The sequence below is a fragment of the Micromonospora sp. SL4-19 genome (assembly GCF_047921475.1).
Classification (GTDB): Bacteria; Actinomycetota; Actinomycetes; order Mycobacteriales; family Micromonosporaceae; genus Micromonospora.
In genome coordinates this window covers 197,930-218,669 of the sequence record NZ_JBLROB010000004.1, presented here as the reverse complement: position 1 = coordinate 218,669, position 20,740 = coordinate 197,930, and the positions used below count along the sequence as shown (strand labels likewise).

Annotated in this window: 21 protein-coding genes; 10 read left to right on the top strand and 11 right to left on the bottom strand. The window is 74.3% G+C overall.

All coding sequences use genetic code 11. The features are described 5' to 3' along the window. The first annotated feature begins 99 nt into the window (after positions 1 to 99). Entirely contained in the window at positions 100 to 1,617 is a 1,518-nt protein-coding gene (locus tag ACNAVT_RS08800; RefSeq protein ID WP_416294522.1) for a glycosyltransferase family 39 protein, read from the top strand. Here ACNAVT_RS08800 and ACNAVT_RS08795 read toward each other — a convergent pair. Together ACNAVT_RS08795 and ACNAVT_RS08790 are read right to left on the bottom strand one after the other, a co-directional pair. After that, positions 1,607 to 3,160 (bottom strand): histidine kinase N-terminal domain-containing protein, encoded by a 1,554-nt coding sequence (locus tag ACNAVT_RS08795; RefSeq protein WP_416294520.1) that lies wholly within the window; start codon positions 3,158 to 3,160, stop codon positions 1,607 to 1,609. The two genes, ACNAVT_RS08800 and ACNAVT_RS08795, sit on opposite strands and share 11 nt — an antisense overlap. Positions 3,161 to 3,185: 25 nt before the next feature. Beyond that, positions 3,186 to 4,217 carry an SIS domain-containing protein gene (locus ACNAVT_RS08790; protein ID WP_416294711.1) on the bottom strand — a complete coding sequence of 344 codons (1,032 nt, stop codon included), beginning with the start codon at positions 4,215 to 4,217 and terminating at the stop codon, positions 3,186 to 3,188. Positions 4,218 to 4,400: 183 nt separating this feature from the next. Here ACNAVT_RS08790 and ACNAVT_RS08785 point away from each other — a divergent pair, with 183 nt between their 5' ends. After that, positions 4,401 to 6,227, top strand: coding sequence for a tetratricopeptide repeat protein (locus tag ACNAVT_RS08785; protein ID WP_416294518.1), 1,827 nt, complete (start codon positions 4,401 to 4,403; stop codon positions 6,225 to 6,227). A 100-nt stretch (positions 6,228 to 6,327) separates the two neighbouring features. Here the strand turns inward: ACNAVT_RS08785 and ACNAVT_RS08780 are convergent, their stop codons facing one another. Further along, positions 6,328 to 7,920, bottom strand: a complete 1,593-nt coding sequence (locus ACNAVT_RS08780; protein ID WP_416294516.1) for an MDR family MFS transporter — start codon at positions 7,918 to 7,920, stop codon at positions 6,328 to 6,330. Between the two features lie 112 nt (positions 7,921 to 8,032). Here ACNAVT_RS08780 and ACNAVT_RS08775 point away from each other — a divergent pair, with 112 nt between their 5' ends. After that, on the top strand, positions 8,033 to 8,602 hold the full coding sequence (locus tag ACNAVT_RS08775; protein ID WP_416294514.1) for a TetR/AcrR family transcriptional regulator: 570 nt from the start codon (positions 8,033 to 8,035) through the stop codon (positions 8,600 to 8,602). Between the two features lie 52 nt (positions 8,603 to 8,654). Here the strand turns inward: ACNAVT_RS08775 and ACNAVT_RS08770 are convergent, their stop codons facing one another. Further along, entirely contained in the window at positions 8,655 to 9,167 is a 513-nt protein-coding gene (locus ACNAVT_RS08770; RefSeq protein WP_416294512.1) for a GNAT family N-acetyltransferase, read from the bottom strand. Further along, the gene (locus tag ACNAVT_RS08765) at positions 9,164 to 9,385 is read right to left on the bottom strand and encodes a biotin/lipoyl-binding carrier protein (protein WP_416294510.1); all 222 of its coding nucleotides are present in this window, start codon (positions 9,383 to 9,385) and stop codon (positions 9,164 to 9,166) included. Before ACNAVT_RS08765 ends, ACNAVT_RS08770 begins: the two co-directional genes overlap by 4 nt. Before the next feature lie 222 nt (positions 9,386 to 9,607). Here ACNAVT_RS08765 and ACNAVT_RS08760 point away from each other — a divergent pair, with 222 nt between their 5' ends. After that, positions 9,608 to 9,682, top strand: coding sequence for a 50S ribosomal protein bL37 (locus ACNAVT_RS08760; RefSeq protein WP_369752275.1), 75 nt, complete (start codon positions 9,608 to 9,610; stop codon positions 9,680 to 9,682). Between the two features lie 74 nt (positions 9,683 to 9,756). Here the strand turns inward: ACNAVT_RS08760 and rsrA are convergent, their stop codons facing one another. From rsrA to ACNAVT_RS08735, 5 genes are all read right to left on the bottom strand, one after another. After that, positions 9,757 to 10,044, bottom strand: a complete 288-nt coding sequence (gene rsrA, locus ACNAVT_RS08755; RefSeq protein WP_416294508.1) for a mycothiol system anti-sigma-R factor — start codon at positions 10,042 to 10,044, stop codon at positions 9,757 to 9,759. A gap of 2 nt (positions 10,045 to 10,046) precedes the next feature. After that, entirely contained in the window at positions 10,047 to 10,856 is an 810-nt protein-coding gene (locus tag ACNAVT_RS08750) for a sigma-70 family RNA polymerase sigma factor (RefSeq protein WP_416294506.1), read from the bottom strand. A 289-nt stretch (positions 10,857 to 11,145) separates the two neighbouring features. Beyond that, positions 11,146 to 11,763, bottom strand: a complete 618-nt coding sequence (locus tag ACNAVT_RS08745; RefSeq protein WP_416294505.1) for an alpha/beta family hydrolase — start codon at positions 11,761 to 11,763, stop codon at positions 11,146 to 11,148. A gap of 52 nt (positions 11,764 to 11,815) precedes the next feature. Next, complete coding sequence (locus tag ACNAVT_RS08740; protein WP_416294503.1) at positions 11,816 to 12,208, bottom strand: WhiB family transcriptional regulator; 393 nt, start codon at positions 12,206 to 12,208, stop codon at positions 11,816 to 11,818. Positions 12,209 to 12,420: 212 nt separating this feature from the next. Continuing rightward, the gene (locus ACNAVT_RS08735) at positions 12,421 to 13,128 is read right to left on the bottom strand and encodes an SOS response-associated peptidase (protein ID WP_416294501.1); all 708 of its coding nucleotides are present in this window, start codon (positions 13,126 to 13,128) and stop codon (positions 12,421 to 12,423) included. 102 nt (positions 13,129 to 13,230) lie between these two features. Between ACNAVT_RS08735 and aroA the strand changes: the two genes are divergently transcribed. From aroA to ACNAVT_RS08715, 4 genes are all read left to right on the top strand, one after another. Further along, on the top strand, positions 13,231 to 14,532 hold the full coding sequence (gene aroA, locus ACNAVT_RS08730) for a 3-phosphoshikimate 1-carboxyvinyltransferase (protein WP_416294499.1): 1,302 nt from the start codon (positions 13,231 to 13,233) through the stop codon (positions 14,530 to 14,532). Between the two features lie 164 nt (positions 14,533 to 14,696). After that, complete coding sequence (gene rsgA / locus ACNAVT_RS08725) at positions 14,697 to 15,737, top strand: ribosome small subunit-dependent GTPase A (protein WP_416294708.1); 1,041 nt, start codon at positions 14,697 to 14,699, stop codon at positions 15,735 to 15,737. Between the two features lie 61 nt (positions 15,738 to 15,798). Continuing rightward, entirely contained in the window at positions 15,799 to 16,617 is an 819-nt protein-coding gene (hisN, locus tag ACNAVT_RS08720) for a histidinol-phosphatase (protein ID WP_416294497.1), read from the top strand. A 60-nt stretch (positions 16,618 to 16,677) separates the two neighbouring features. After that, complete coding sequence (locus ACNAVT_RS08715) at positions 16,678 to 17,544, top strand: hypothetical protein (RefSeq protein WP_416294706.1); 867 nt, start codon at positions 16,678 to 16,680, stop codon at positions 17,542 to 17,544. 6 nt (positions 17,545 to 17,550) lie between these two features. Here the strand turns inward: ACNAVT_RS08715 and ACNAVT_RS08710 are convergent, their stop codons facing one another. After that, on the bottom strand, positions 17,551 to 18,747 hold the full coding sequence (locus tag ACNAVT_RS08710) for a glycosyltransferase (RefSeq protein ID WP_416294495.1): 1,197 nt from the start codon (positions 18,745 to 18,747) through the stop codon (positions 17,551 to 17,553). A gap of 138 nt (positions 18,748 to 18,885) precedes the next feature. Between ACNAVT_RS08710 and ACNAVT_RS08705 the strand changes: the two genes are divergently transcribed. Then, positions 18,886 to 19,881, top strand: a complete 996-nt coding sequence (locus ACNAVT_RS08705; protein WP_416294494.1) for an SDR family oxidoreductase — start codon at positions 18,886 to 18,888, stop codon at positions 19,879 to 19,881. A gap of 56 nt (positions 19,882 to 19,937) precedes the next feature. Further along, a complete protein-coding gene (locus ACNAVT_RS08700) occupies positions 19,938 to 20,666 on the top strand; it encodes an ATP-binding protein (RefSeq protein WP_416294492.1) in 729 nt (242 codons plus the stop codon). Positions 20,667 to 20,740 lie beyond the last annotated feature (74 nt).

The window sequence follows — 20,740 nt, the reverse complement described above, 5'->3', positions numbered from 1 at the left end:
CGTCGTGGTGCTCGGCGCAGGCCGCCGGCCGGCGTGGTCCACCGTCCCGGATCGGCGGACCGGCCCGACGGGCGGTTCCGCTGTGTGACGCTGCGGGATGTGACCGCAGCCTCGGAACCCGGACCGGGCGGGACGACCGGCGGCCGCCGGGGGTGGCTGGTCTGGTCGCCGCCGGCGCTGCTCACGCTGGCGATCACCCTCGCCGGGATCGGCCGGGCGCAGCCGTGGCGGGACGAGCTGGCGACCTGGAGCGCCGCCACCCGCCCGGTCGGCGACCTGGTCCGGCTGGCCGGCACGATCGACGCCGCGACCGGGCCGTACTACCTGTTCCTGCACGGCTGGACGGCGCTGCTCGGGGCCTCGCCGGCCGCGCTGCGCCTGCCGTCCGCGCTCGCCATGGCCGCCGCCGCCGGGCTCACCGCCCGGCTCGGCGAACGGCTGGTCGGCCCCCGGGGCGGCCTGCTCGCCGGGCTGCTCTTCGCCCTCCTCCCCGGCACCGCCCGGTACGGCCAGGAGGCCCGCCCGTACGCCCTCGCCACGCTGCTCGCCGTGCTCGCCACCCTGCTGCTGGTCGGGGCTCTACGCCGGCCGACGTGGCGACGCTGGACCGGGTACGCCCTCGCCGTGGCGGCCCTCGGGCTGACCCACCTGATCGCCCTCTCCCTGCTCGCCGCGCACGGGCTCGCGGTGCTGCTCACCGCCGTGCGGGGGCCGGCGGCGGCCGGGCTGCAGAGGGTGGGCGCGCGGCCGACGGGCAGCCGGAGAGCCGCGCCCTCCGTTGGGCCGGCCTGGGGGTGGGTGGCCGCGTTGCTGCCGACCGCGCTGCTGGTCGGCCCGCTGGTACTGGCCGCGCGGGCGCAGCGCTCCCGACAGCTCGACTGGGTGCATCTCGTGCGCCCCGCCGACCTGGCGGCGCTGCCCGTCGGGGTGGCGCAGAGCGCGGTGGTGGGCGGGCTGCTGCTCGGCCTCGCCGCCCTGGGGGCGGTCCGGCTCGGCCGGCGGGCGCTGCTGCCGGGTGCCGCCGTCCTGCTGCCGGTGCTGCTGCTCTTCGCCGCCGGGGCGCTCGTGCCGCTCTGGGTGACCCGGTACCTGCTCTTCACCGTCCCGTTCGCGTGCCTGCTGGCCGGCGCGGCACTGCCCGGCGTACGCCTGGCACCGGCGCTCGCCGTGGTGACGCTGGCCGGGCTGCTCAGCCTGCCCGACCAGGCGGCACTGCGCCGTACGCACGAGTGGCCGCGCAGCGTTCTCGTCGACTACCGGGGTGCGGCACAGGTGATCGCCGCGCACGAGCAGCCGGGCGACGCGATCGCGTACTCGCCCCGGGACAGTTGGCTCCTCCTCGACCTGGGGATGGCCTACCAGCTGGGGTCACGGCTACCCCGCGACGCGCTGGTCGTCCAGGATCAGCGCCAACGTGCGGACCTCTGGGCCGACGAGTGCGACCGCCCCGCGGAGTGCCTGGCCGGCGTCGAGCGGCTCTGGCTGGTGGTCGCCGGCTCACGGACCGACCCGCTGGCCGCCGTACCCGGCGAGAAGGGCACCGCCCTGCGGGACGCCTTCACCGTCCGCCAGGTCTGGCTCCGCTCCGGCATCACCGTCGCCCTGCTCACCCGCTGATGGTGAGGCGGTCGGTGGTGCCGCGGGCGAGTGGGACGACCAGCACGGCCTCGGTGCCGCCCGCAGCGCCGTTGCGCAGCTCGATGGTGCCGCGCAGCTCGCCGGTGATCAGGGCCCGGACGATCTGGAGGCCGAGGTTGCCGCCGCGCTCGGCGTCGAACTGCTCGGGGAGGCCGCGCCCGTTGTCGGCCACGGAGACGTGCAGCTGCTTGCGGAGCCGGTGCGCGGAGACCACCACCTCGGGCGTCACCGCGCCGGCCGGGCCGGCCGCACCCTCCTCCCCGGCCGACGGGAAGCCGTGCTCGACGGCGTTGAGCAGCAGCTCGTTGAGGACCATCACCAGCGAGGTGGCGATCTCGGCGGGCAGTACGCCGAAGCTGCCCAGCCGGCGCATGCCGACCGTCACCTCGGTGGCCGCGACCTCGGTGGCCGCGCTGGCGACCCGGTCGACGATGCCGTCGAACTCGACCGCCTCGTCGCTGGACAGGGAGAGGGTCTCGTGCACCAGCGCGATCGAGGCGACCCGGCGTACGGACTCCTCCAGGGCGACCCGGGCCTCCGGCATCGAGACCCGGCGGGCCTGGAGGCGGAGCAGCGCGGCGACGGTCTGCAGGTTGTTCTTCACCCGGTGGTGGATCTCCCGGATGGTGGCGTCCTTGGTGATCAGGGCGCGGTCGCGGCGGCGCACCTCGGTGATGTCGCGGACCAGCACCAGCGCGCCGATCGGCACGCCGGCCGGCATCAGCGGCAGCGCCCGGGTGAGCATGGTGGCACCCCGGGCGTCGATCTCCCGCCGGGGCGGGGCCTCGCCGCGCAGCGCGGCCAGCACCGCGTTGCCGGCGTCGGTGCCTTCGAGGGGATCGCTGGCCAGCCGGCGGTGCAGCTTGGCCAGGTCCTCCCCCACCAGGTGGGAGGCGTAGCCCAACCGGCGGTACGCGGACTGCGCGTTCGGGCTGGCGTAGGTGACCTTGCCGTTGGCGTCGAGCCGGACGAGCCCGTCGCCGACCCGCGGCGCCGAGGTGGTCTCGCCCGGGTGCCGCGGCGGCGGGAAGGTGCCGTCGGCGATCATCTGGGCCAGGTCGTCCGCGGTGGTCAGGTAGTTCAGCTCGAGCTGGCTCGGGGTACGCGCGGTGGACAGGTTGGTGTCCCGGCCGACCACGGCGATGACCTCGCCGGCCTCCCCGTCGGCGGAGCGCAGCCGCACCGGAATCGCCTCGTGCCGGGCGGGCACGTCGCCGTACCAGACCGGGTCGCCCTCCCGCCAGATCCGGCCCTGTCGGTGGGCGACCTCCAGGTGCGCCACCTCCGGCCCGCCGACGATCCGGCCGACCTGGTCGTCGAGGTACGCGGTCGGCGCGGTCGTCGGGCGGACCTGGGCCACGCAGAGGAACGTGCCGTCGCCGTCCACCGGCACCCACAGCAGCAGGTCGGCGAAGGACAGGTCGGAGAGCATCTGCCAGTCGCCGGCGATCCGGTGCAGGTGGTCGATGTCGGCCGGCCGGAGCTGGGTGTGCTCCTCGGCGAGGTCGCGCAGCGTGGACACGCTGAACAGAGTGCCACGCCGACCGTCACATCGTCGCCGTGACCTTTTTCAACCCGCGCGGCGAGTCCGGGTCCTCGCCCCGGGCCAGCGCCAGGGCGAGCGCGAGCCGCTGGAGCGGGAGGATGTCCAGCAGCGGGGCGTACCGCTCGTCGACCTCGGGGACGGCCATCCGGGCGTTCGCGTCGACCTCGGCGGAGCCGACGACGACCACGTCGGCGCGGCGCTCGCCGAGCCGGGGCAGCACCTCACGCATCGACTGCCCGCCCGGGCCGGACCCGACCACGGCGAGCACCGGGACGTCCGGGTCGGTCATGGCGAGCGGGCCGTGCAGCAGGTCGGCGCCGGAGAAGGCGAGCGCCGGCAGGTACGAGGTCTCCATCAGCTTCAGCGCCGCCTCCCGGGCCGTCGGGTACGCGTATCCCCGGCCGGTGGTGACCAGCTGGGCGGCGAACCGGTAGCGCGGGGCGAGCTGCGCCGGGGTGGCGTCGGCCAGGGTGCGTTCGGCCAGCTCGGGCAGCCGCTCCAGGGCGGCCCGTTCCTCGGCGGGCAGCACGCCGTCGCCGGCGCGTACCCCCTCGATGAGCATCAGCAGCGCGAGCAGCTCGGCGGTGTACGTCTTGGTGGCGGCGACCGCCCGCTCGTGCCCGGCGGCGATGTCGACGCTCAGCTCCGCGGTGCGCACCAGCGGAGAGTCGGGGTTGTTGGTGACGGCGAGGGTGAGCGCGCCGGAGGCGCGGGCCACCCGCAGCACCTCGGCCAGGTCGGGCGAGCCGCCGCTCTGGCTGACCCCGATCACGAGAGCGTCGGAGAGGTCGGGCCGGGCGCCGAAGACGGTGATGGCGCTCGGCGAGGCGAGACCGGCGGGGAGGCCGAGGCGGATCTCGGCCAGGTACGCCGCGTAGAGCGCCGCGTGGTCGGAGGTGCCCCGGGCGGTGAAGACCACGTGCCGCGGCCGGCGCTCGGCGATCACCGCCGCGACCTGGGCGATTTCCGCGGCGTGCTCGGCGGAGAGCAGGCGGTCGTAACCGGCCGGCTGCTCGTCGATGTCGGCGGCCATGCCGGCCCCTGGACGCGTCACGAGAGACCTCCTCCTGCGCGATTGCCGCGCGATCGGTGCTCAGTCTTGCACTTTTCAATCGGAACGAGCAATGGAACGAACAGTAGTGCGCAGTGGATCACCATGCGGACGGGTGATCCCCTAGGCTTTCCCGGCTGACGGAGCGACCATCGAGAGGACGACGTGCCCGAGGACGACCCTGCGCTCTCTGCGGCGGAACAGCTCGCGCTGGCCCGGCTGGCGCTGGCCGAGGGGGACCTGCCGCACGCCGCCGACCACGTCGCCACCGCCCTCGTCCAGGCCCCGACGCTGCCCGAGGTGCACGAGACGCTCGCCCGGGTGGCCGCGGCCAGCGGGGGCGACCTGGAACTCTTCCCGCTCGGTCACCACGCCTTCGTCGGCGCGGTGGTGGCCCGCGCCCACCTGCTCGCCGCCGCCGGGCGTCCCGCCGAGGGGCTCGACCTGCTGGCCGCGGCCACCGGCCACGCGCCCGGCGCGGACTGGGCCGGCGTGCCCTGGGTGACCGCCCCCGAGCTGCCCGAACGGCTCGACCCCGACCGCACCGCCCGGATCCTCATGCAGCTCTGCGCGGCGGTGCCCGATCCGGTGCCCCGCCGTCTCCGCGACCCGCTGCGGGCGTACCTCACGCTGGCCCGCAACGCGGTCACCGTGCACCCCGGCCACCCGCTGCTGCTGGGCGCGGCGTCCGCGCTGGCCCGGCGCCTCGGCGAGGCCACCCTCGCGGTCACCTGGGCCGCCCGGGGGGTACGCGCACAGCCCAGCAAGCTCGGCGAGGTCTGGCTCGGATACGCGTACCGCAGCGCCGGCCGGACCCGGGACGCCCTCACCGCGCTCCGCCGGGCCGTCGCGCTCGACCCCGACGACCTCGCGGTCTACGCCGACATCGCCGGCACCCTCGCCGACCACGGCCGGCTCGACGAGGCGCTGGACTGGATCGACCGGGCGCTGGCGAAGGACCCCACGTTCGACTGCGCGGTGCACACCGCGCACCGGCTGCGCTTCCAGCGCGACGGGGACCCGGCCCACCTGGTGGCCCTCGCCGACTTCGCCCGGGACCACCCGGACGACAGCCACGAGCACGGCGACCTGGCCGAGTGCTGCCGCAGCCGCCCCTGGCTCGGGCAGGTGACCCCGGCCGGCGGTCCGGTGTTGGACGCGCTGCGCCGGGCGCTCGCGGTCGAGGGCGGTGCCCGAGCCGCCGTACGCCTCGACGCGCTCGAACCGCCCAGCGCCATGCGTACCGTGGCGGCGGCCGTGCCGGGGCTGGACGTCGAGGTGGCCACGGTGGCCGACCCGGACCCGCGGGAACCCCGTCGGGCCACCACCCGCCCGCTCTGGCGGTACGAGGGCACCGTCGCCGCGCCCACCCTGCCGGCGCCCTCGGCCGAGGCGGCCGAGCGGATCCGTCAGCTCGCCCGCCCGGCCTGGCCGCACCCACCGGCCGCGTACGACACCGCGGTCGGGCTGGCCACCCTGGAGTTGGCCGACCTGCTCGGCCTGCTGGTGCACCCGCCCGAGGCCCCGGCCACCGCGCTGGGCCGGGTGCTCGCCGGCCAGGACCCGTCGCTGTGGGTGCGCTGCGTGCAGGTCTGGGCCTGCCTCGGCCTGCTGCACCATCGCACCGACGAGCCCTGGGCGGAGTCCACCCGCCGGCGGGTGCTGCTGGAGCTGGTCTGGGGCGTGGAGGACTGGATCACCGAGTGCGCGCTCTTCGCCCTGGTCACCGCCGCCTGGGTCGACCCGGCCGCACGCCCCGACGTGGCCGGGGTGGTGGCCGAGCGACTCGCCGACGCGGCGGCCGTGGCCCGGGAGCGGCGGGTGCCGATCGTGGTGTCGCTGGCGCATCTGGCGCTGGCCACCCCGGACCTCGACCCGACCACCCGAGACCTGGCCCGGGAGCTGATCCGAGGCACCGTTGACGACCGGTCCCGACCGGGTCTGTTCGCGCGCCTCCGCCGCCACCTCGCCGCCCTCTTCCGGCACCCCTGACCGAGCCGGCACGCCGGGGCCTGGAGCCGGACGGCGCCCGAACGCGGCGCGGCCACGCCGTACCCCGGAACGGGGTCGACGTGGCCGCGGAGACTGCGGGTCAGGCGGTGGGGGCCCTGCCGAGGGCGACCTCGGCCTGGTCCTCCGGCGTGGCCTCGGTGGGCGGGGTGTCGTTGGCCGAGCGGAGCGGAACCTCCTTGATGAACCAGGCGAGCACCGGCACCGCGACGGTGAAGAGCACCGCCCAGAAGAACACGTGGGAGATGGCGTCGGCCAGGGTGCCGAGGACGGCCTGCCGGACCGGGCCGGTCAGCTCCTTGAGCTTCTCCAGGTTCATGGCGCCGCCCTCGCCGCCTCGTCCGCCGGAGAATGCGCCGCCCGCGGCCGAACTGGCGAGGCGGTTGGCGAAGATCGCACCGAAGAGCGCGACGCCGAACGAGCCGCCGATCGAGCGGAAGAAGGTCGCCGCGCCGCTGGCCGCGCCGAGGTCCTTCTGCTCCACGCTGTTCTGCGCGATCAGCATCGAGGTCTGCATGAGGAAGCCCATGCCGACGCCGAGCACGATCATGTAGAGCGAGGACTGGGTCTTGCTGGTGTTCAGGTCGAGCAGGGTCAGCAGGCCCATGCCAACGGTCATCACCACACCGCCGATGATCGGGAAGGCCCGATAGCGGCCGGTCTTGGTGATGGTGCGACCCACCACCAGCGAGACGACGAGCATGCCGAACATCAGCGGGAGCAGCAGCAGGCCGCTGTTGGTGGCCGACGCACCCTGCACGGTCTGCTGATAGAGCGGCAGGAAGCTCATCGAGCCGAACATCGCGAAGCCGAGCAGGAAGCCGATCACCGAGATGAGGGCGAAGTTCCGGTTGGCGAACAGGCCCAGCGGCAGGATCGGCTCGGCGGCGCGCCGCTCGACGAAACCGAAGGTCACCAGGGCGACCGCGGCGAGGGCGGTGAGGCCGAGGATCTGCGGGGAGACCCAGTCGTACTCGTTGCCGCCCCAGGTGGTGACCAGCACGATCGCGGTGATGCCGACCGAGAGCAGCGCCGCGCCGAACCAGTCGATCTTGTGTTCGGTGCGGTACTTCGGCAGGTGCATGGTGGTGGCGAGGACGAGCAGGGCGACACCGCCGAGCGGCAGGTTGACGTAGAACGCCCAGCGCCACGAGAGGTGGTCGGTGATGAAGCCGCCGACCAGCGGGCCGGCCACCATGGCGATGGCCATGATGCCGGCGATCATGCCCTGGTAGCGGCCCCGCTCGCGGGGCGGCACCAGATCACCGATGATCGCCATCACGCCGACCATCAGGCCACCGGCGCCGAGGCCCTGGACGGCCCGGAACGCGATCAGCTCGATCATGCCGTGGTCGACGCCGCCGAGGAGACTGGAACCGGACATGCCGCAGAGCGCGGAGCCGATCAGGAAGATGACCACCGAGGTCAGGAAGACGGTCTTGCGGCCGTAGAGGTCACCGAGCTTGCCCCAGATGGGGGTGGAGACCGTGGTGCCCAGCACGTACGCGGTGACCACCCAGGTGAAGTGGCCGGCCCCGCCGAACTCGAAGACGATCCGCGGCAGCGCGGTGCTGACGATCATGTTGTCGAGCATCGCGAGCATCATCGCGATCATCAGACCGAACAGCACGACCCGGACGTTGGGTCGCGCTATGGCCTGAGCTGACTGAGTCATGGGTAAGCTCCCCCGAAAGTGTGATCGACTTACTTGCCGCCCGGCTAGTTACCTTACTAGCCGCACGGTAAGTTGGTGGTCGGAAAACCGTCAAGCGAGATAGGTGGTAAGCGTGAGGGAGAGCACAGGCGGCACGCGGGAACGCATTCAAGCCGTCGCGCTGGAGCTCTTCACCGAGCAGGGGTACGAGAAGACCTCGCTCCGGGAGATCGCCGAGCGGCTGGGAGTGACCAAGGCCGCCCTCTACTACCACTTCAAGAGCAAGGACGAGATCGTCAACAGCTTCGTCGAGGACCGGCTGCGCCGGATGGACGAGCTGATCGAGTGGGCGCACGGCCAGCCCGCCACCCTGGCCACCCGCCGGGCGCTGATCGCCAGTTACGCGGACACGATGTTCGCCGGCGAACTGCCGGCGGTCATGCGCTTCTTCGAACAGAACCAGACCGTGCTGAAGAGCCTCACCGCCGGCCAGCAGATGCGGGAGCGGATGATGCGCCTCGCCAACGAGCTGTGCCGGGGCGACGACTCGGCGGCAGCCCAACTGCGAGCCGCGCTGACCCTGTTCGCCGTGCACAGCAGCTGGTTCGCGGTCCGCACCCCGGACATCACCGACGACGAACGCAAGAAGATCGCCCTCGAGGTGGCCGACGAGCTGCTGGCGAAGATCGCCACCACCGACTGAGCCGTCCGCGGGTCGCGTGGGCGGGCAGCGTGGCGGCGTGGACGGGCCGTCGTCAGCGGCGGGCGGCGAGGTCCAGGCGCAGGCCCAGCAGCTCCACGCCGGGCAGCGGCGACCAGTCCTTCTCCGGCACCCGGACGAAGCCCAGCCTCGCGTAGAGCTGGTGCGCCGCCGCGGCCATGCCGGCGCGTACGCAGATCACCACCGCCGAGCAGCCGAGTTCGGCCGCCCGGGCCACGCAGGCCCGGGCCAGGGCTGATCCGGCGCCCCGACCCTGCGCGGCCGGGTCGACCGCGAGCATCCGGAACTCGGCCTCGCCCGGGCCGGAGAGTTCGGCGTACCGGGTGCCGGGCAGCACGAACAGGACGGCGCCGAGGATCTCGCCGGTGGCCTCGTCGACGGCGACCAGCACCTCGCCGGTCTCCGCGCGGCCGGCCACGTCGGCGAGCGCCACACCGTAGCCGTTCTCGCCCTTGAGCTGCCCGTCCGCCTCGTAGGCGGCGACCGTCAGGCGGGCCACCGCCGGATGGTCGGCCGGCTCCGCCCGGCGGACGAGGAGGCCGCTCAACCGATCACCGCGATCAGGTCGCCGTCCTGCACGACGTCGCCCTCGTTGACCGCGATCTGCCGCACGACGCCGTCGGACTCGGCGACGACCGGGATCTCCATCTTCATCGACTCCAGGATCACCAACGTGTCCCCCTCGGACACACTGTCCCCGGCCGACGCGACGACCTTCCAGACGTTCGCCACCATCTCGGCGCGGATCTCCTCGGCCATCTTCACGGCCCTCCCTCTCCACCGGTGTTCCTGCGAACGGTATCCAATCATGAGCCCGGTCACCTCTGGGCAGAGAGCGGACGGCTCGCCGGTTCCGCCCCCGCCGGACCCGTGGGGCCGCCGCCGGCACTAGCATCAGCGCGGTCGGTCCCCAGCTGCGGAGGACCGGTACGCGACCTCCGCCGCGCTCGCCGCGGCCGGACCGTGACCAGCACAAGGAGGCAGAGCATGGCGAAGAAGGCCCGCAAGAAGAAGGCCCGCAAGAAGAGCAGCGCGAACCACGGCAAGCGCCCCAACTCCTGATCGTCGGGACGCGGCGGTGGCCCGGGTCCGAACGGACCCGGGCCACCGGTGTCTTCAGCTCGTCGCGGTCCCGCTCAGTCGGCGAGCTCGCGGGAGTCGGTGGTCTCGAAGACCACCAGCTCGGCCAGCCGGACGCGCAGCCGTTCCCGCAGCTGCTCGGGCGCGGTCTCGTTGCCGCAGCAGCGGGCGACCAGCGCCTTCACCTCCTGCTCGATGCCGTACTCGCGCAGGCAGGGCCCGCACTCGTCCAGGTGGTGCCGGATCAGGACGCGCCGCTCCTCGGCGCACTCCAGGTCCAGGTAGAGGTAGACCTCCGCGATCACCTCACGGCAGTCCGTCTCGTGCGGCTCTCCACAGCTCACGGTCACACCTCCCGGCCGGCGGCAGCGGTCGAACCCTTCGACGGCGCGGCGGTGAACCCCCGCTCCGCCGCGTACTGCTCGAGCAGCTTGCGCAGATTACGGCGGCCGCGGTGCAGCCGCGACATCACGGTGCCGATCGGCGTGCCCATGATGTCGGCGACCTCCTTGTAGGAGAAGCCCTCGACGTCGGTCAGGTAGACCGCCAGGCGGAACTCCTCCGGCAACTGCTGGAGGGCCTCCTTGACGTCGCTGTCCGGCAGCCGGTCGAGCGCCTCGGTCTCCGCCGAGCGCAGCCCGCTGGACGTGTGCGACTCGGCCTCGGCGAGCTGCCAGTCGGTGATCTCGTCCGTGGGCGCCTGGACGGGCTGGCGCTGCCGTTTCCGGTAGGAGTTGATGTAGGTGTTGGTCAGGATCCGGTAGAGCCAGGCCTTCAGGTTGGTGCCCTGCTCGAACTGGTGGAAGGCGGAGTACGCCTTCAGGTAGGTTTCCTGGACCAGGTCCTCGGCATCCGCCGGGTTCCGCGTCATCCGCAGCCCGGCGGCGTAGAGCTGATCGACGAAGGGCATCGCGTCCCGCTCGAAGCGGGCCCTGCGCTCGTCCGTCTTCTCGGTGGTCAACCGCACATCCCCTCGCGTCGGATGCTTCCCCGCCGAGGATACGCGCACGGACCTGCCCGTAGATTCACTTCCGGCCGGTGTGCTGGTACTCACCGCCGCCGCCGCCTCCGCGGGCCACTCCGGCGCGTCGAGCAGCCGCCTCAGCGCCCGTTCGTCCCGCTCGTCCCGCTCCCGGCTCCGTGTCTCGGTCGGCACCGGTCACCCCCCTCGGCTGGAAATGTCGTCCAGGGGTAGCAACGCGCGGCGCGGGCCGGCTCATTCCGCCGCCACCCGCCGTTCCTGGTCCCGGCGCCGGTCGCGGCCGGCGCTGGGACCAGGAAGGGCCTGGGAGGATGGTCCCGGATGCCCGAAACGCGCATCCGACACCATCCGATGCAACGACCCGCCGCCACCCCCGGTCACGCCCCGACCGCGCCGCGCCGCGAACCCGGACAAGATCGCGGTCGACCCGTGGTGACCCGAGCGGCCACGCCCTGGGTGGCGGTCAGTGAATCGTCCAGCCGTGGGCGCACAGCCAGTCGTGCACCACGGCGGCCGTGCCGGCCGGGTCGCGGCGCAGGTCGTGCCGTTCCCCGGGGCGGGTCGCCACCTCGACGCCGGGGCCCGGCTCCGGCACCCCGAACGGGTCCCGGTCGCCGTTGACGACCAGGGTGGGCAGGCCGGTGCGCAGCTCGTCGGCGCGCGAGCGCTCCGGGCGGCCCGGCGGGTGCAGCGGGAACGCCAGGGCGACGATCCCGGCCGCCCCGGCCGCGGTGGCCGTACGGCAGGCGACCCGGGCGCCGCTGGAGCGGCCACCCACGACCCAGCTCGAGACATCGGGGTGGCGGGCGCGGAGCGTGGCCAGCACCGCCGTCCACGCCTCGTCGAGCTGCGCGGCCGGAGCCGGGGCGCGCCGCCCGGCGACCCGGTACGGCTGGGTCACCCGGATCACGCCCACCCCGGCGCCGAGCACCGCGTCCCGGACCGCCAACAGGTCCGGAGCGTCCACGTCACCGCCCGCACCGTGGCCGAGGACCAGCAGGGCGCCCAGCGGGCCGGCCGGCAGATCGGTGGCGATCCGGGCCGGCCCGCGGGGCGTCTCGATCTCGTCGCTGTTCCGCACCGGCCCATTCTGCTTGCGGTGCGGGCCGGTCCGCCGCCGGCGGGGCTGTTGATCAGCTCAACGGCACCAACGTGAGCAGGCGGTCGCGGACCGGCGGACCGGCGGCGTCGGCCGCGTCCGGATCCGGCTGCACCTCGCTGCGCCAGGCGACGAGCATCGCCCGCCGCTCGCGGGGCGTGGTGCCACCCCAGACGCCGTGGCAGTCGCCCACATCCAGCGCCCAGGCCAGGCAGGATCCCTGGACATCACAGCTGCGACAGAGCGCCACGGCCGCGTCGGCCGGTTCGTTGGGCGCCGGAAAGAACGTTTCCGGGTCCACACTCTGACAGGTTCCTCTGGTCCGCCACGCTTCGTCCTGTCGCCGCTCACGCAACGCCCGTAGCAGTCGCGGATCTCGTCGTGCGGCGGCAACCTCGTGCGGACGGGGCATTCGCGCCCGTGTCAATACACCCACCTCCCCCGTGGGACCGGCAGAAATGATCATGGAAGATCGATGGGTGTCATCCGCCCCGTGCGAACAGACGCCCAACACCGGCGCTGTGTTCTATCGCACTTATGGACACCGGGACAAGGCCCTGCTGTAAACATGGCTAAACGTGCGGGCGACGTTCCAGGCGCAACCCGGCAAATCAGCACACGACAATGCGCCGACAGTGATCAGAACAGGGTCATTTCCGCAGCGGCCCCGCCTCCCATCACGGAAACCCGCGCGGTGAGCCCGGGTCCGTCGTTGCGGACGTCGCCGACCGCCGGGGAGACCGGGCGGATCTCCAGCCCGGCGAGCCACTCCGGAGCGGGCGGAGCCAGCAGTGCGGCGGGCTCGTCGGTCGGGGCGAGCCAGGAAGCCCACCGCTCCTCGGGCAGCAGCAGCGGCATCCGGTCGTGCACCTCGGCCAGCTCGCCGACCGCCGCCGTGGTCAGCACGCTGAAGGTGAGCAGGGCGGCGTCCGCCGACCCCCAGACCGACCAGATGCCGGCGAAGGCCAGCACCGACCCGTCCACCGGGGTCATGTAGTAGGGCTGCCGCCGCCCGTTCGGCTCCCGGACCCACTCGTACCAGCCGTCGGCGGGGACCAGACAGCGTCGGCGGGCGAAGGACGGGGCGTACGCCCGGCTGGTGGCGACGGTCTCCGCCCGCGCGTTGATCATGCGGGCCGCGCCGGCGGGCGTCCGGGACCAGTGCGGGACCAGACCCCAGCGGCCGGCGGAGAGCAGTCGGTGCCCCTCCGGCGCCAGCCGGACCAGTGGCACCGGGTCGGTCGGGGCGACGTTGAAGTCCGGGTCGACGCCGCCGGTCTCGTCGGACGACTCGAACAGCGCGCTCAGGTCGCCCGCACTCCGGCTCGTCGCGTACCTCCCGCACATGGCGCACACGCTAACGCGCCACCGGCGTTCCGGCTGTCCCGCCAGCCGGGAGCCGGCACGACACGTGGTTCCGCCGGCCGCGGGAGTTGGCAGAATGTGAGCGTGGGGAACCTGACCGCGACCCGGCCGCCGCAGCCGTGGACCGCACCAACCGCCACCGACCCGGTCGCCGCCACGCTGCGCCTGCCGGGGTCCAAGTCGATGACCGCCCGGGCCCTGGTGCTCGGCGCGCTGGCCAACGGCCCCTCGACGCTCGACCGGCCGCTGCGCGCCCGGGACACCGAGCTGATGGCCGGCGGGCTGCGGGCGATGGGCGCCCACATGTCGGTCTCCGACGACGAGCGCTGGCTGGTCCGGCCGCACCGGCTGGTCGGCCCCGCCCACGTCGACGTCGGCCTGGCCGGCACGGTGATGCGCTTCCTGCCGCCGGTCGCCGGCCTCGCCGACGGCCGGGTCACGTTCGACGGCGACCCGCAGGCCCGGGTCCGCCCGCTCGGCCCGCTGATCGGGGCGCTGCGCTCGCTCGGCGTCCGCATCGACACCCCGGCCACCGGCAGCCTGCCGCTGGCGGTCCTCGGCGCCGGCCGGGTCACCGGCGGCGAGGTGATCATCGACGCCTCCGCCTCCAGCCAGCTCGTCTCCGGGCTGCTGCTGGCCGCGCCCCGTTTCGACCGGGGCGTGGTGGTCCGGCACGAGGGGCCACCGGTTCCGTCCGCGCCGCACCTGCGGATGACCGTGCAGATGCTCCGGGCCGCCGGGGCCGCGGTCGACGACACCACGCCCGACGTCTGGGTGGTCGAGCCGGGCCCGCTGGCCGGGCGCGGCTGGGAGATCGAGCCGGACCTCTCCGGCGCGGTGCCGTTCTTCGCCGCCGCGCTGGTCACCGGCGGCGAGGTGACCCTCCAGGGCTGGTCGCGCAGCAGCATGCAGCCGGTCGAGCAGCTCCGCTCCCTGCTGACCCGGATGGGCGGCGAGGTGACACTGACCACCGCCGGGCTGACCGTCCGCGGCACCGGCAGGGTGCACGGCCTGGACGCCGACCTGTCCGACGTGAGCGAGCTGACCCCCGCGCTGACCGCGCTGGCGATGCTCGCCGACTCACCGTCCCGGCTGACCGGGGTCGGGCACATCCGGGGGCACGAGACCGACCGGATCGCCGCGCTGGCCAAGGAGTTCACCGGGCTGGGCGCAGACATCACCGAGTCCACCGACGGGCTGGAGATCCGGCCCCGCCCGCTGCGCGGCGGGACGTTCCGGACGTACGCCGACCACCGGATGGCGCACGCCGCGGCGGTCGCCGGGCTGGCCGTCCCGGGCATCGAGGTGGACGACGTGGCGTGCACCTCGAAGACCATGCCGGAGTTCCCGGCACTATGGTCGGGGATGGTGACCGGCAAGAGCTGACGCGACGGGGGGACGTCCTGGCGACCAGGAGGCGGGAATACGACGAGGACGACGTCCGGGTCCGGCCCGGGAAGTCCTCGCGCCCACGTACGCGCACCCGACCCCGGCACGAGAACGCGGTCGACGGGTTCGTCATCGCCGTCGATCGGGGCCGCTACACCTGCGTGCTCCCCGACGCCGAGCCGGACGCCCCGACCGTCACCGCGATGCGCGCCCGTGAGCTGGGCCGCAAGTCGGTGGTGGTGGGTGACCGGGTCGGGCTGGTCGGCGACACCTCGGGCGCGCCCGGCGCGCTGGCCCGGATCGTCCGGATCGCCGAGCGCACCTCCGTGCTGCGGCGCACGGCCGAGGACGACGCGACCACCGCCGAGGGGCGACTGGAGCGGGTCGTGGTGGCCAACGCCGACCAGTTGGTGATCGTCAGCGCGCTGGCCGACCCGCCGCCGCGCACCGGGTTCATCGACCGCTGCCTGGTGGCCGCGTACGACGCCGACATCGAGCCGTTGCTCTGCCTGACCAAGGCCGACCTGGCCGGACCGGAGGCGGTCCTCGACTACTACACCGAGCTGGAGCTGCCGTACGTGCTGATCCGGCCGGACTCGGCGCTGGACGCGCTGCGGGCGCTTCTCGCCGGGCGGGTGTCGGTGCTGGTCGGGCACTCGGGGGTGGGCAAGTCGACGCTGGTCAACCGCCTCGTCCCGGAGGCCGACCGGGCGGTCGGCACGGTCAGCGCGATCGGCCGGGGCCGGCACACCTCGACCAGCGCGGTGGCGCTGCGGCTGCCCCCGCTGCCCTCCGGCGACTCCAGCTCGGCGCGTCCGGCACCGCGCAGCGACCTGGAGCCGCCGTCCGACGGCGACCTCCGGCAACTCCAGCTCGGCGCGTCTGGCGCCGCGCCGCGACCTGGAGCCGCCGCCGGCTGGATCATCGACACTCCGGGGGTACGCAGCTTCGGGCTGGCCCACGTCTCCGCGGACAGCCTGCTGCACGGCTTCCCCGACCTGGTGGAGGGGACGGTCGACTGCCCGGCGAACTGCCAGCACACCGCCGAGGAGGCGGACTGTGCGCTGGACGCCTGGGTGGCCGCCGGCAAGGCCGACCCGCGCCGGCTCGCGTCGTACCGCCGGCTGCTGGCCTCCCGGTCCGGCGAGACCGACCCCCGGGAGCCCGACCGGAACCCCGGCGATCCGCTCGCCGGTTCCTGACCGGCGGAACACCGGCGCGCCCCGCGGCCGCGGCCACCGTGGCGTCGCTACCGTGTCCGGCATGACCGGCTACGCCGAGGACCTCGCCCTGGCCCACCTGCTCGCCGACGCCGCCGACGCCGTCTCCACGGCCCGGTTCCGCGCCCTGGACCTGCGGGTCGAGTCGAAGCCCGACCTGACCCCGGTCTCCGACGCGGACACCGCCGTCGAGCGGTCGATCCGCGCGCTGCTGGCCGAGCACCGGCCGGACGACGGCCTGCTCGGCGAGGAGTACGGCGAGCAGCCCGCCGCCGGGCCGGGCGGGCGGCGCTGGGTGGTCGACCCGATCGACGGCACCAAGAACTTCGTCCGGGGCGTACCGGTCTGGGGCACCCTGATCGCCCTGCTGGAGGGCGACCGCCCGGTCCTCGGCCTCGCCTCCGCCCCGGCGCTCGGCCGGCGCTGGTGGGCGGCCCTGGGCACGGGCGCCTACGCCGGACCGGACCTCTCCGCCGGCACGCCGATCCGGGTCTCCGGCGTCACGGACCTGGCCGACGCGAGCTTCTGCTACTCCTCGCTGAGCGGCTGGGAGGAGGCGGGCCGGCTGGACGCCGTGCTCCAGATCATGCGCGACACCTGGCGCAGCCGGGCGTACGGCGACTTCTACGGCTACATGCTGCTGGCCGAGGGGGCACTGGACGTGATGGTGGAGCCGGAGCTGTCCCTCTGGGACATCGCCGCCCTGGTCCCGATCATCACCGAGGCGGGCGGCACCGTCACCGACCTGGCCGGGCGGCCCGCCCCGACCGGGGCCAGCGCCCACGAGATCAGCGCCGTCGCCACCAACGGCCCGCTGCACGACGACATCCTGGCCCGGCTCGAGCCACCGGCCGCGCACTGATCCGACGGCAGCCTCTATCCTCGCCAGGTGGTGTCCTCCGGTTGGTGCTTCCTGGCGGCGATGATCGTCGCGTACGGCTTCGCCAACCTGCTCCAGTCGGTGGCCGCCGCGCGGACCACCGTGCACCACAGCTTCGACCCGGGGCTGCTGCTCCGGCTGGCCAGCCACCGCACCTACCTGGTCGGGCTGTCGTGTCAGGTCGTCGGCTTCGTCCTGGCCTTCATGGCCCGCCGCGATCTGCCGCTGTTCCTGGTCCAGGCCAGCGTGGCGGCCGGGCTCGGAGTGACCGCCGTGCTCGGCGTGCTGGTGCTCAAATGGCGGCTCCCGGCCGCCGAGGTGGCGCTGCTCGCGCTCCTCTTCGCCGGGATCACCGCGCTGGTGCTCGCCGCCGAGCCCGCGCCGTCCCGGCAGCTCGGCACCGCGGGGCTGGCCGGCCTGGCGGCGGCCCTCGCCGTGATCTCCGTGCTCGGCTTCTTCACCGTCCGGCTGCGAGGCGCGCCCGGCTCGGTGGCGCTCGGATCGCTGGCCGGGATGGCGTTCTCCGCCGCGGCGGTGGCCGCCCGCCCGCTCGCCTCGGCCGACTCGGCGGAGGCGTTCGTTCGCGACCCGCTCCTCTACCTGCTGATCGCCCACTCGGTCGTCGGGCAGTTGCTGCTCGGCCTGGCGATGCAGCGCGGTTCCACCACGGCGGCGGTGGCCGCGATGGACGCCGCCGGGGCGGTCCCCGCGGCGATCATCGGCCTGCTCCTGCTCAACGACCGGATCTGGCCCGGGCGGGAGTGGCTGGCCGGCATCGGCTTCCTGGCCACGCTGGTCTCGGTGATCGGCCTGACCCGGTACGCCGAGCCACAGCACCACCACGCGGTCGCCCGCGATCGGGAGCGCCAGATGGTCGGCGCCGGCCCGGCCGTCCAACCGCGCCGCTGATCCCTGCTAGACCGCCTCGACCGGCTTGCGCCGGCTGACCACCCGCTCGTAGAGGCGTTCCAGGGCGCCGGCCGTCCGTTCCCACGTGTAGCTGCACCGGACCCGGTCCACCGCGGCGTGCCCGTACGCGAACCGCCCGGCGTTGTCGGCCAGCAGCCGACGCAGGGCCACCCCGAGGGCGCGGACGTCCCCGGGCGGGACGAGCTTCCCGGTCACCTCGTCGACCACCGCGTCGGCGAGGCCGCCCATCGCGTAGCCGACCACCGGCACGCCGCAGGCCATCGCCTCCAGCGACACCCGTCCGGCGGAGGAGTAGTGGGGCGTGCAGGAGACCACGTCGGCGGAGCGGTACCAGGTCGCCATCTGGTCGTGCGGGACCGCGCCGACCAGCGTCACCTGGTCGGCCACCCCGGTCCGTTCGGCCAGCTCGCGCAGCCGGCGCGCCTCGGCGTGCCGGGCGAGCTGTGCGGCGGGCGGACCGCCGGCGATCACCAGCTCGGCGTCGCCGACCAGCCGCATCGCCCGGATCACGTCCTCCTGGCCGTGCCCGGCCGCGAGCCCGCCGACGGAGAGGATGCGGGCCCGCTGGTCCCGGGGGGCCGCCTCGCCGTCCGGATGGAACTGCTCGGTGTCCACCCCCGTCGGCACCATCGCCACCGAGGTGCGCTGCAGCCCCATCCGGGTCAGCTCGTCGACCTCGTCGTTGCACTGGGCGACCGCGATGTCCACCGCCCGGATCAGGGCCCGCTCCAGCGGGATCCGCTCCCCCGGTCCGTCGTACCGCTGGCCGAGGTGGCGCAGTTGCTCGACCCCGAGCGAGTGGAAGGTCTGCACGACCGGAATGTCGGTCTGGCGTACGGCGTGGGCGGCGGCCAGGCCACCGACCCAGTAGTGCCCGTGCACCACCTCCGGCGTCCAGTCCCCGGACCACCGCTGTGCCAGCCAGCGGCCCACCTCGGCCACGTAGGGCACCAGCTCGGCGGTGGGCAGCGGGACGGGCGGGCCGACCGGCACCCGCTCCAGCCGATAGCCGTCCAGCTCGACCGACTCGGGCTGGCTCGGCTCGTCGCGCCGCTCGTGGATCCGGACGTCGTGACCCCGTGCGGCGAGTTCGGCCGCCACCCGCACGATGTGCTGGTGCGTACCGACGGTGGGACCTTCGACGGACGATCCGGCGTGCGCGCACACAAGGCCGACGCGCATGGTGCACCTCCACGCGTTCTATCCAGCGGTGGTCCTCCGGTCAGAGGGTCCCATTAACCCGGCCCCGGTGCGCCGAAACCTGGCAGATCGGGCGAGCACGGCGGCATGACCGGCCCGGGCCGGGGGTACCGGCGAAGAATGCCTCTCACCCGCAACCTCGGCGACGCCACCGTCGTTATCACCGGCGCTTCGAGCGGCATCGGGGCGGCGACCGCGTACGCGCTGGCCCGCCGGGGTGCCGACGTGGTGCTGGCGGCCCGGACCGCGGAGGCGCTGCACCAGGTCGCCGAACGCTGCCGGCAGTTGGGCGGGCGGGCGCTGGTCGTACCCACCGACGTGACGGACCCGGAGGCGGTGGGGCGGCTCGCGGCGCGGGCGGCGGCGGAGTTCGGCCGGATCGACGCCTGGATCAACAACGCCGCGGTGAGCGCGGTGGGACTCTTCGACGAGATCCCGGTGACCGAGTTCCGCCGGGTGGTGGCGGTGAACCTGCTCGGGACGGTGTACGGGACGAAGGCCGCGCTGCCCTGGCTCGACGCGGCCGGCGGCGGGGTCCTGGTCAACAACGCCTCCGTGCTGGCCGAGGTGGCGATGCCGTACCAGTCGGCGTACAACGCGACCAAGCACGGCATCCGCGGCCTGGCCGACACGATCCGGCAGGAACTGCGGGTCACCGGCCGGGGCAACATCTCCCTCTGCACCGTGCTGCCGGCGACGGTGGACACCCCGTTCTTCCGGCACACCGCCAACCACAGCGGCCACGAGCTGGCCCCGCCCCCACCGGTCCACCCGCCCGAGCTGGTGGCCGAGACGATCGTCCGGCTGCTCCGCCGGCCCCGACGGGAGGCGTACGCCGGCGGTCCGGCCCGGCTGATCGGACTCCAGTGGCGGCTGGCCCCGGCGCTGGCCGAGCGGGTGCTGGGCTGGTACACCGCCCGCACCCAGTTCGGCCCCCGAGCGCGTCTGGACGCCACCGGCAAGGTGTTCACGCCCGACGCGGCGGCGGAGCTGGGCGGTGGCTGGCCCGGCCGCCGCCGGCAACTGACCCGGGCGACCGCGTTCGGGCTGGCGGCGGGCACCGCCGTGGGCACCGTGGCCGCGATCGCCCGGCGAGCGCGGGCGGGACACCGATGAACAGCACCGATCGGCCGGATGCGGGGCTGGAACCTGGCATGCACAATGGGACGATCATGCCGACGGACGTACGGTGCCTGGTGGAGGCGGACGAATCGTCCGCAGTCGTCAGGCTGACCGGCGTGCTCGACCAGGCCGGCGTCGACGGCGTCCGCCTCGCGCTTCTGGCCCGGCTGTGGCAGCGGCCGGGTCCGGTGATCGTCGACCTGTCCGGGGTTCGGATCGCCGACCCCGCGGCCCGCGCCGTCGTCGACGACGTGCACCACACGGTGGCCGACTGGCCCGCTGCCGGGCTGCTGGTGCTGGACCCGTCCGGTTCCGCCGGCCCCGGCGTCCCCGTCCATCCGTCCCTCGACCAGGCGCAGGCCGCGCTGGCCGGTATGCCGCCGGCGGCCGTACTGGCCGCGGATCTTTCGCCCGTGGCGGCCTCGGCCCGGGAGGCCCGGGCGCTGGTCGCCGACGGCTGCGCCCGGTGGGACGTGCCGGACCTGGTCGAGCCGGCCTGCATCGCGGTCACCGAGATGGTGAACAACGTGGTCGCCCACGCCGGCACGCCGATGACCGTCCGGGTGGCCGCCCGGGGCGGCGCCCTGCACCTGGCCGTCCGCGACCGGTCCGCCCGGTGGCCCGCGTACGCCGGGCCGGCCCCGCTCACCTCGACCGGCGGGCGCGGGCTGCTGCTCATCGACACGGTCACGAGGCGCTGGGGCAGCACCCCGCTGGCGGACGGCAAGGTCGTCTGGTGCGTGCTGCACGCCGAGGACGAAGCCGCGATCCGCAGCTGACCTTGCCGGTTTCCGCCCGTTCCTCCCGATCCACACCGCCGGAGCCGGTTAGTGCGGTCAGCTCGGCGGGTAGT

Excerpts from the sequence above, each read along its gene's own strand:
- ACNAVT_RS08710 (WP_416294495.1), bottom strand. The coding sequence starts at position 18,747 with ATGCGCGTCGGCCTTGTGTGCGCGCACGCCGGATCGTCCGTCGAAGGT.
- ACNAVT_RS08705 (WP_416294494.1), top strand. The coding sequence starts at position 18,886 with ATGCCTCTCACCCGCAACCTCGGCGACGCCACCGTCGTTATCACCGGC.
- ACNAVT_RS08735 (WP_416294501.1), bottom strand. The coding sequence starts at position 13,128 with ATGTGCGGGAGGTACGCGACGAGCCGGAGTGCGGGCGACCTGAGCGCG.
- ACNAVT_RS08715 (WP_416294706.1), top strand. The coding sequence starts at position 16,678 with ATGATCGTCGCGTACGGCTTCGCCAACCTGCTCCAGTCGGTGGCCGCC.
- ACNAVT_RS08700 (WP_416294492.1), top strand. The coding sequence starts at position 19,938 with ATGCCGACGGACGTACGGTGCCTGGTGGAGGCGGACGAATCGTCCGCA.
- hisN (WP_416294497.1), top strand. The coding sequence starts at position 15,799 with ATGACCGGCTACGCCGAGGACCTCGCCCTGGCCCACCTGCTCGCCGAC.
- ACNAVT_RS08790 (WP_416294711.1), bottom strand. The coding sequence starts at position 4,217 with ATGGCCGCCGACATCGACGAGCAGCCGGCCGGTTACGACCGCCTGCTC.
- ACNAVT_RS08780 (WP_416294516.1), bottom strand. The coding sequence starts at position 7,920 with ATGACTCAGTCAGCTCAGGCCATAGCGCGACCCAACGTCCGGGTCGTG.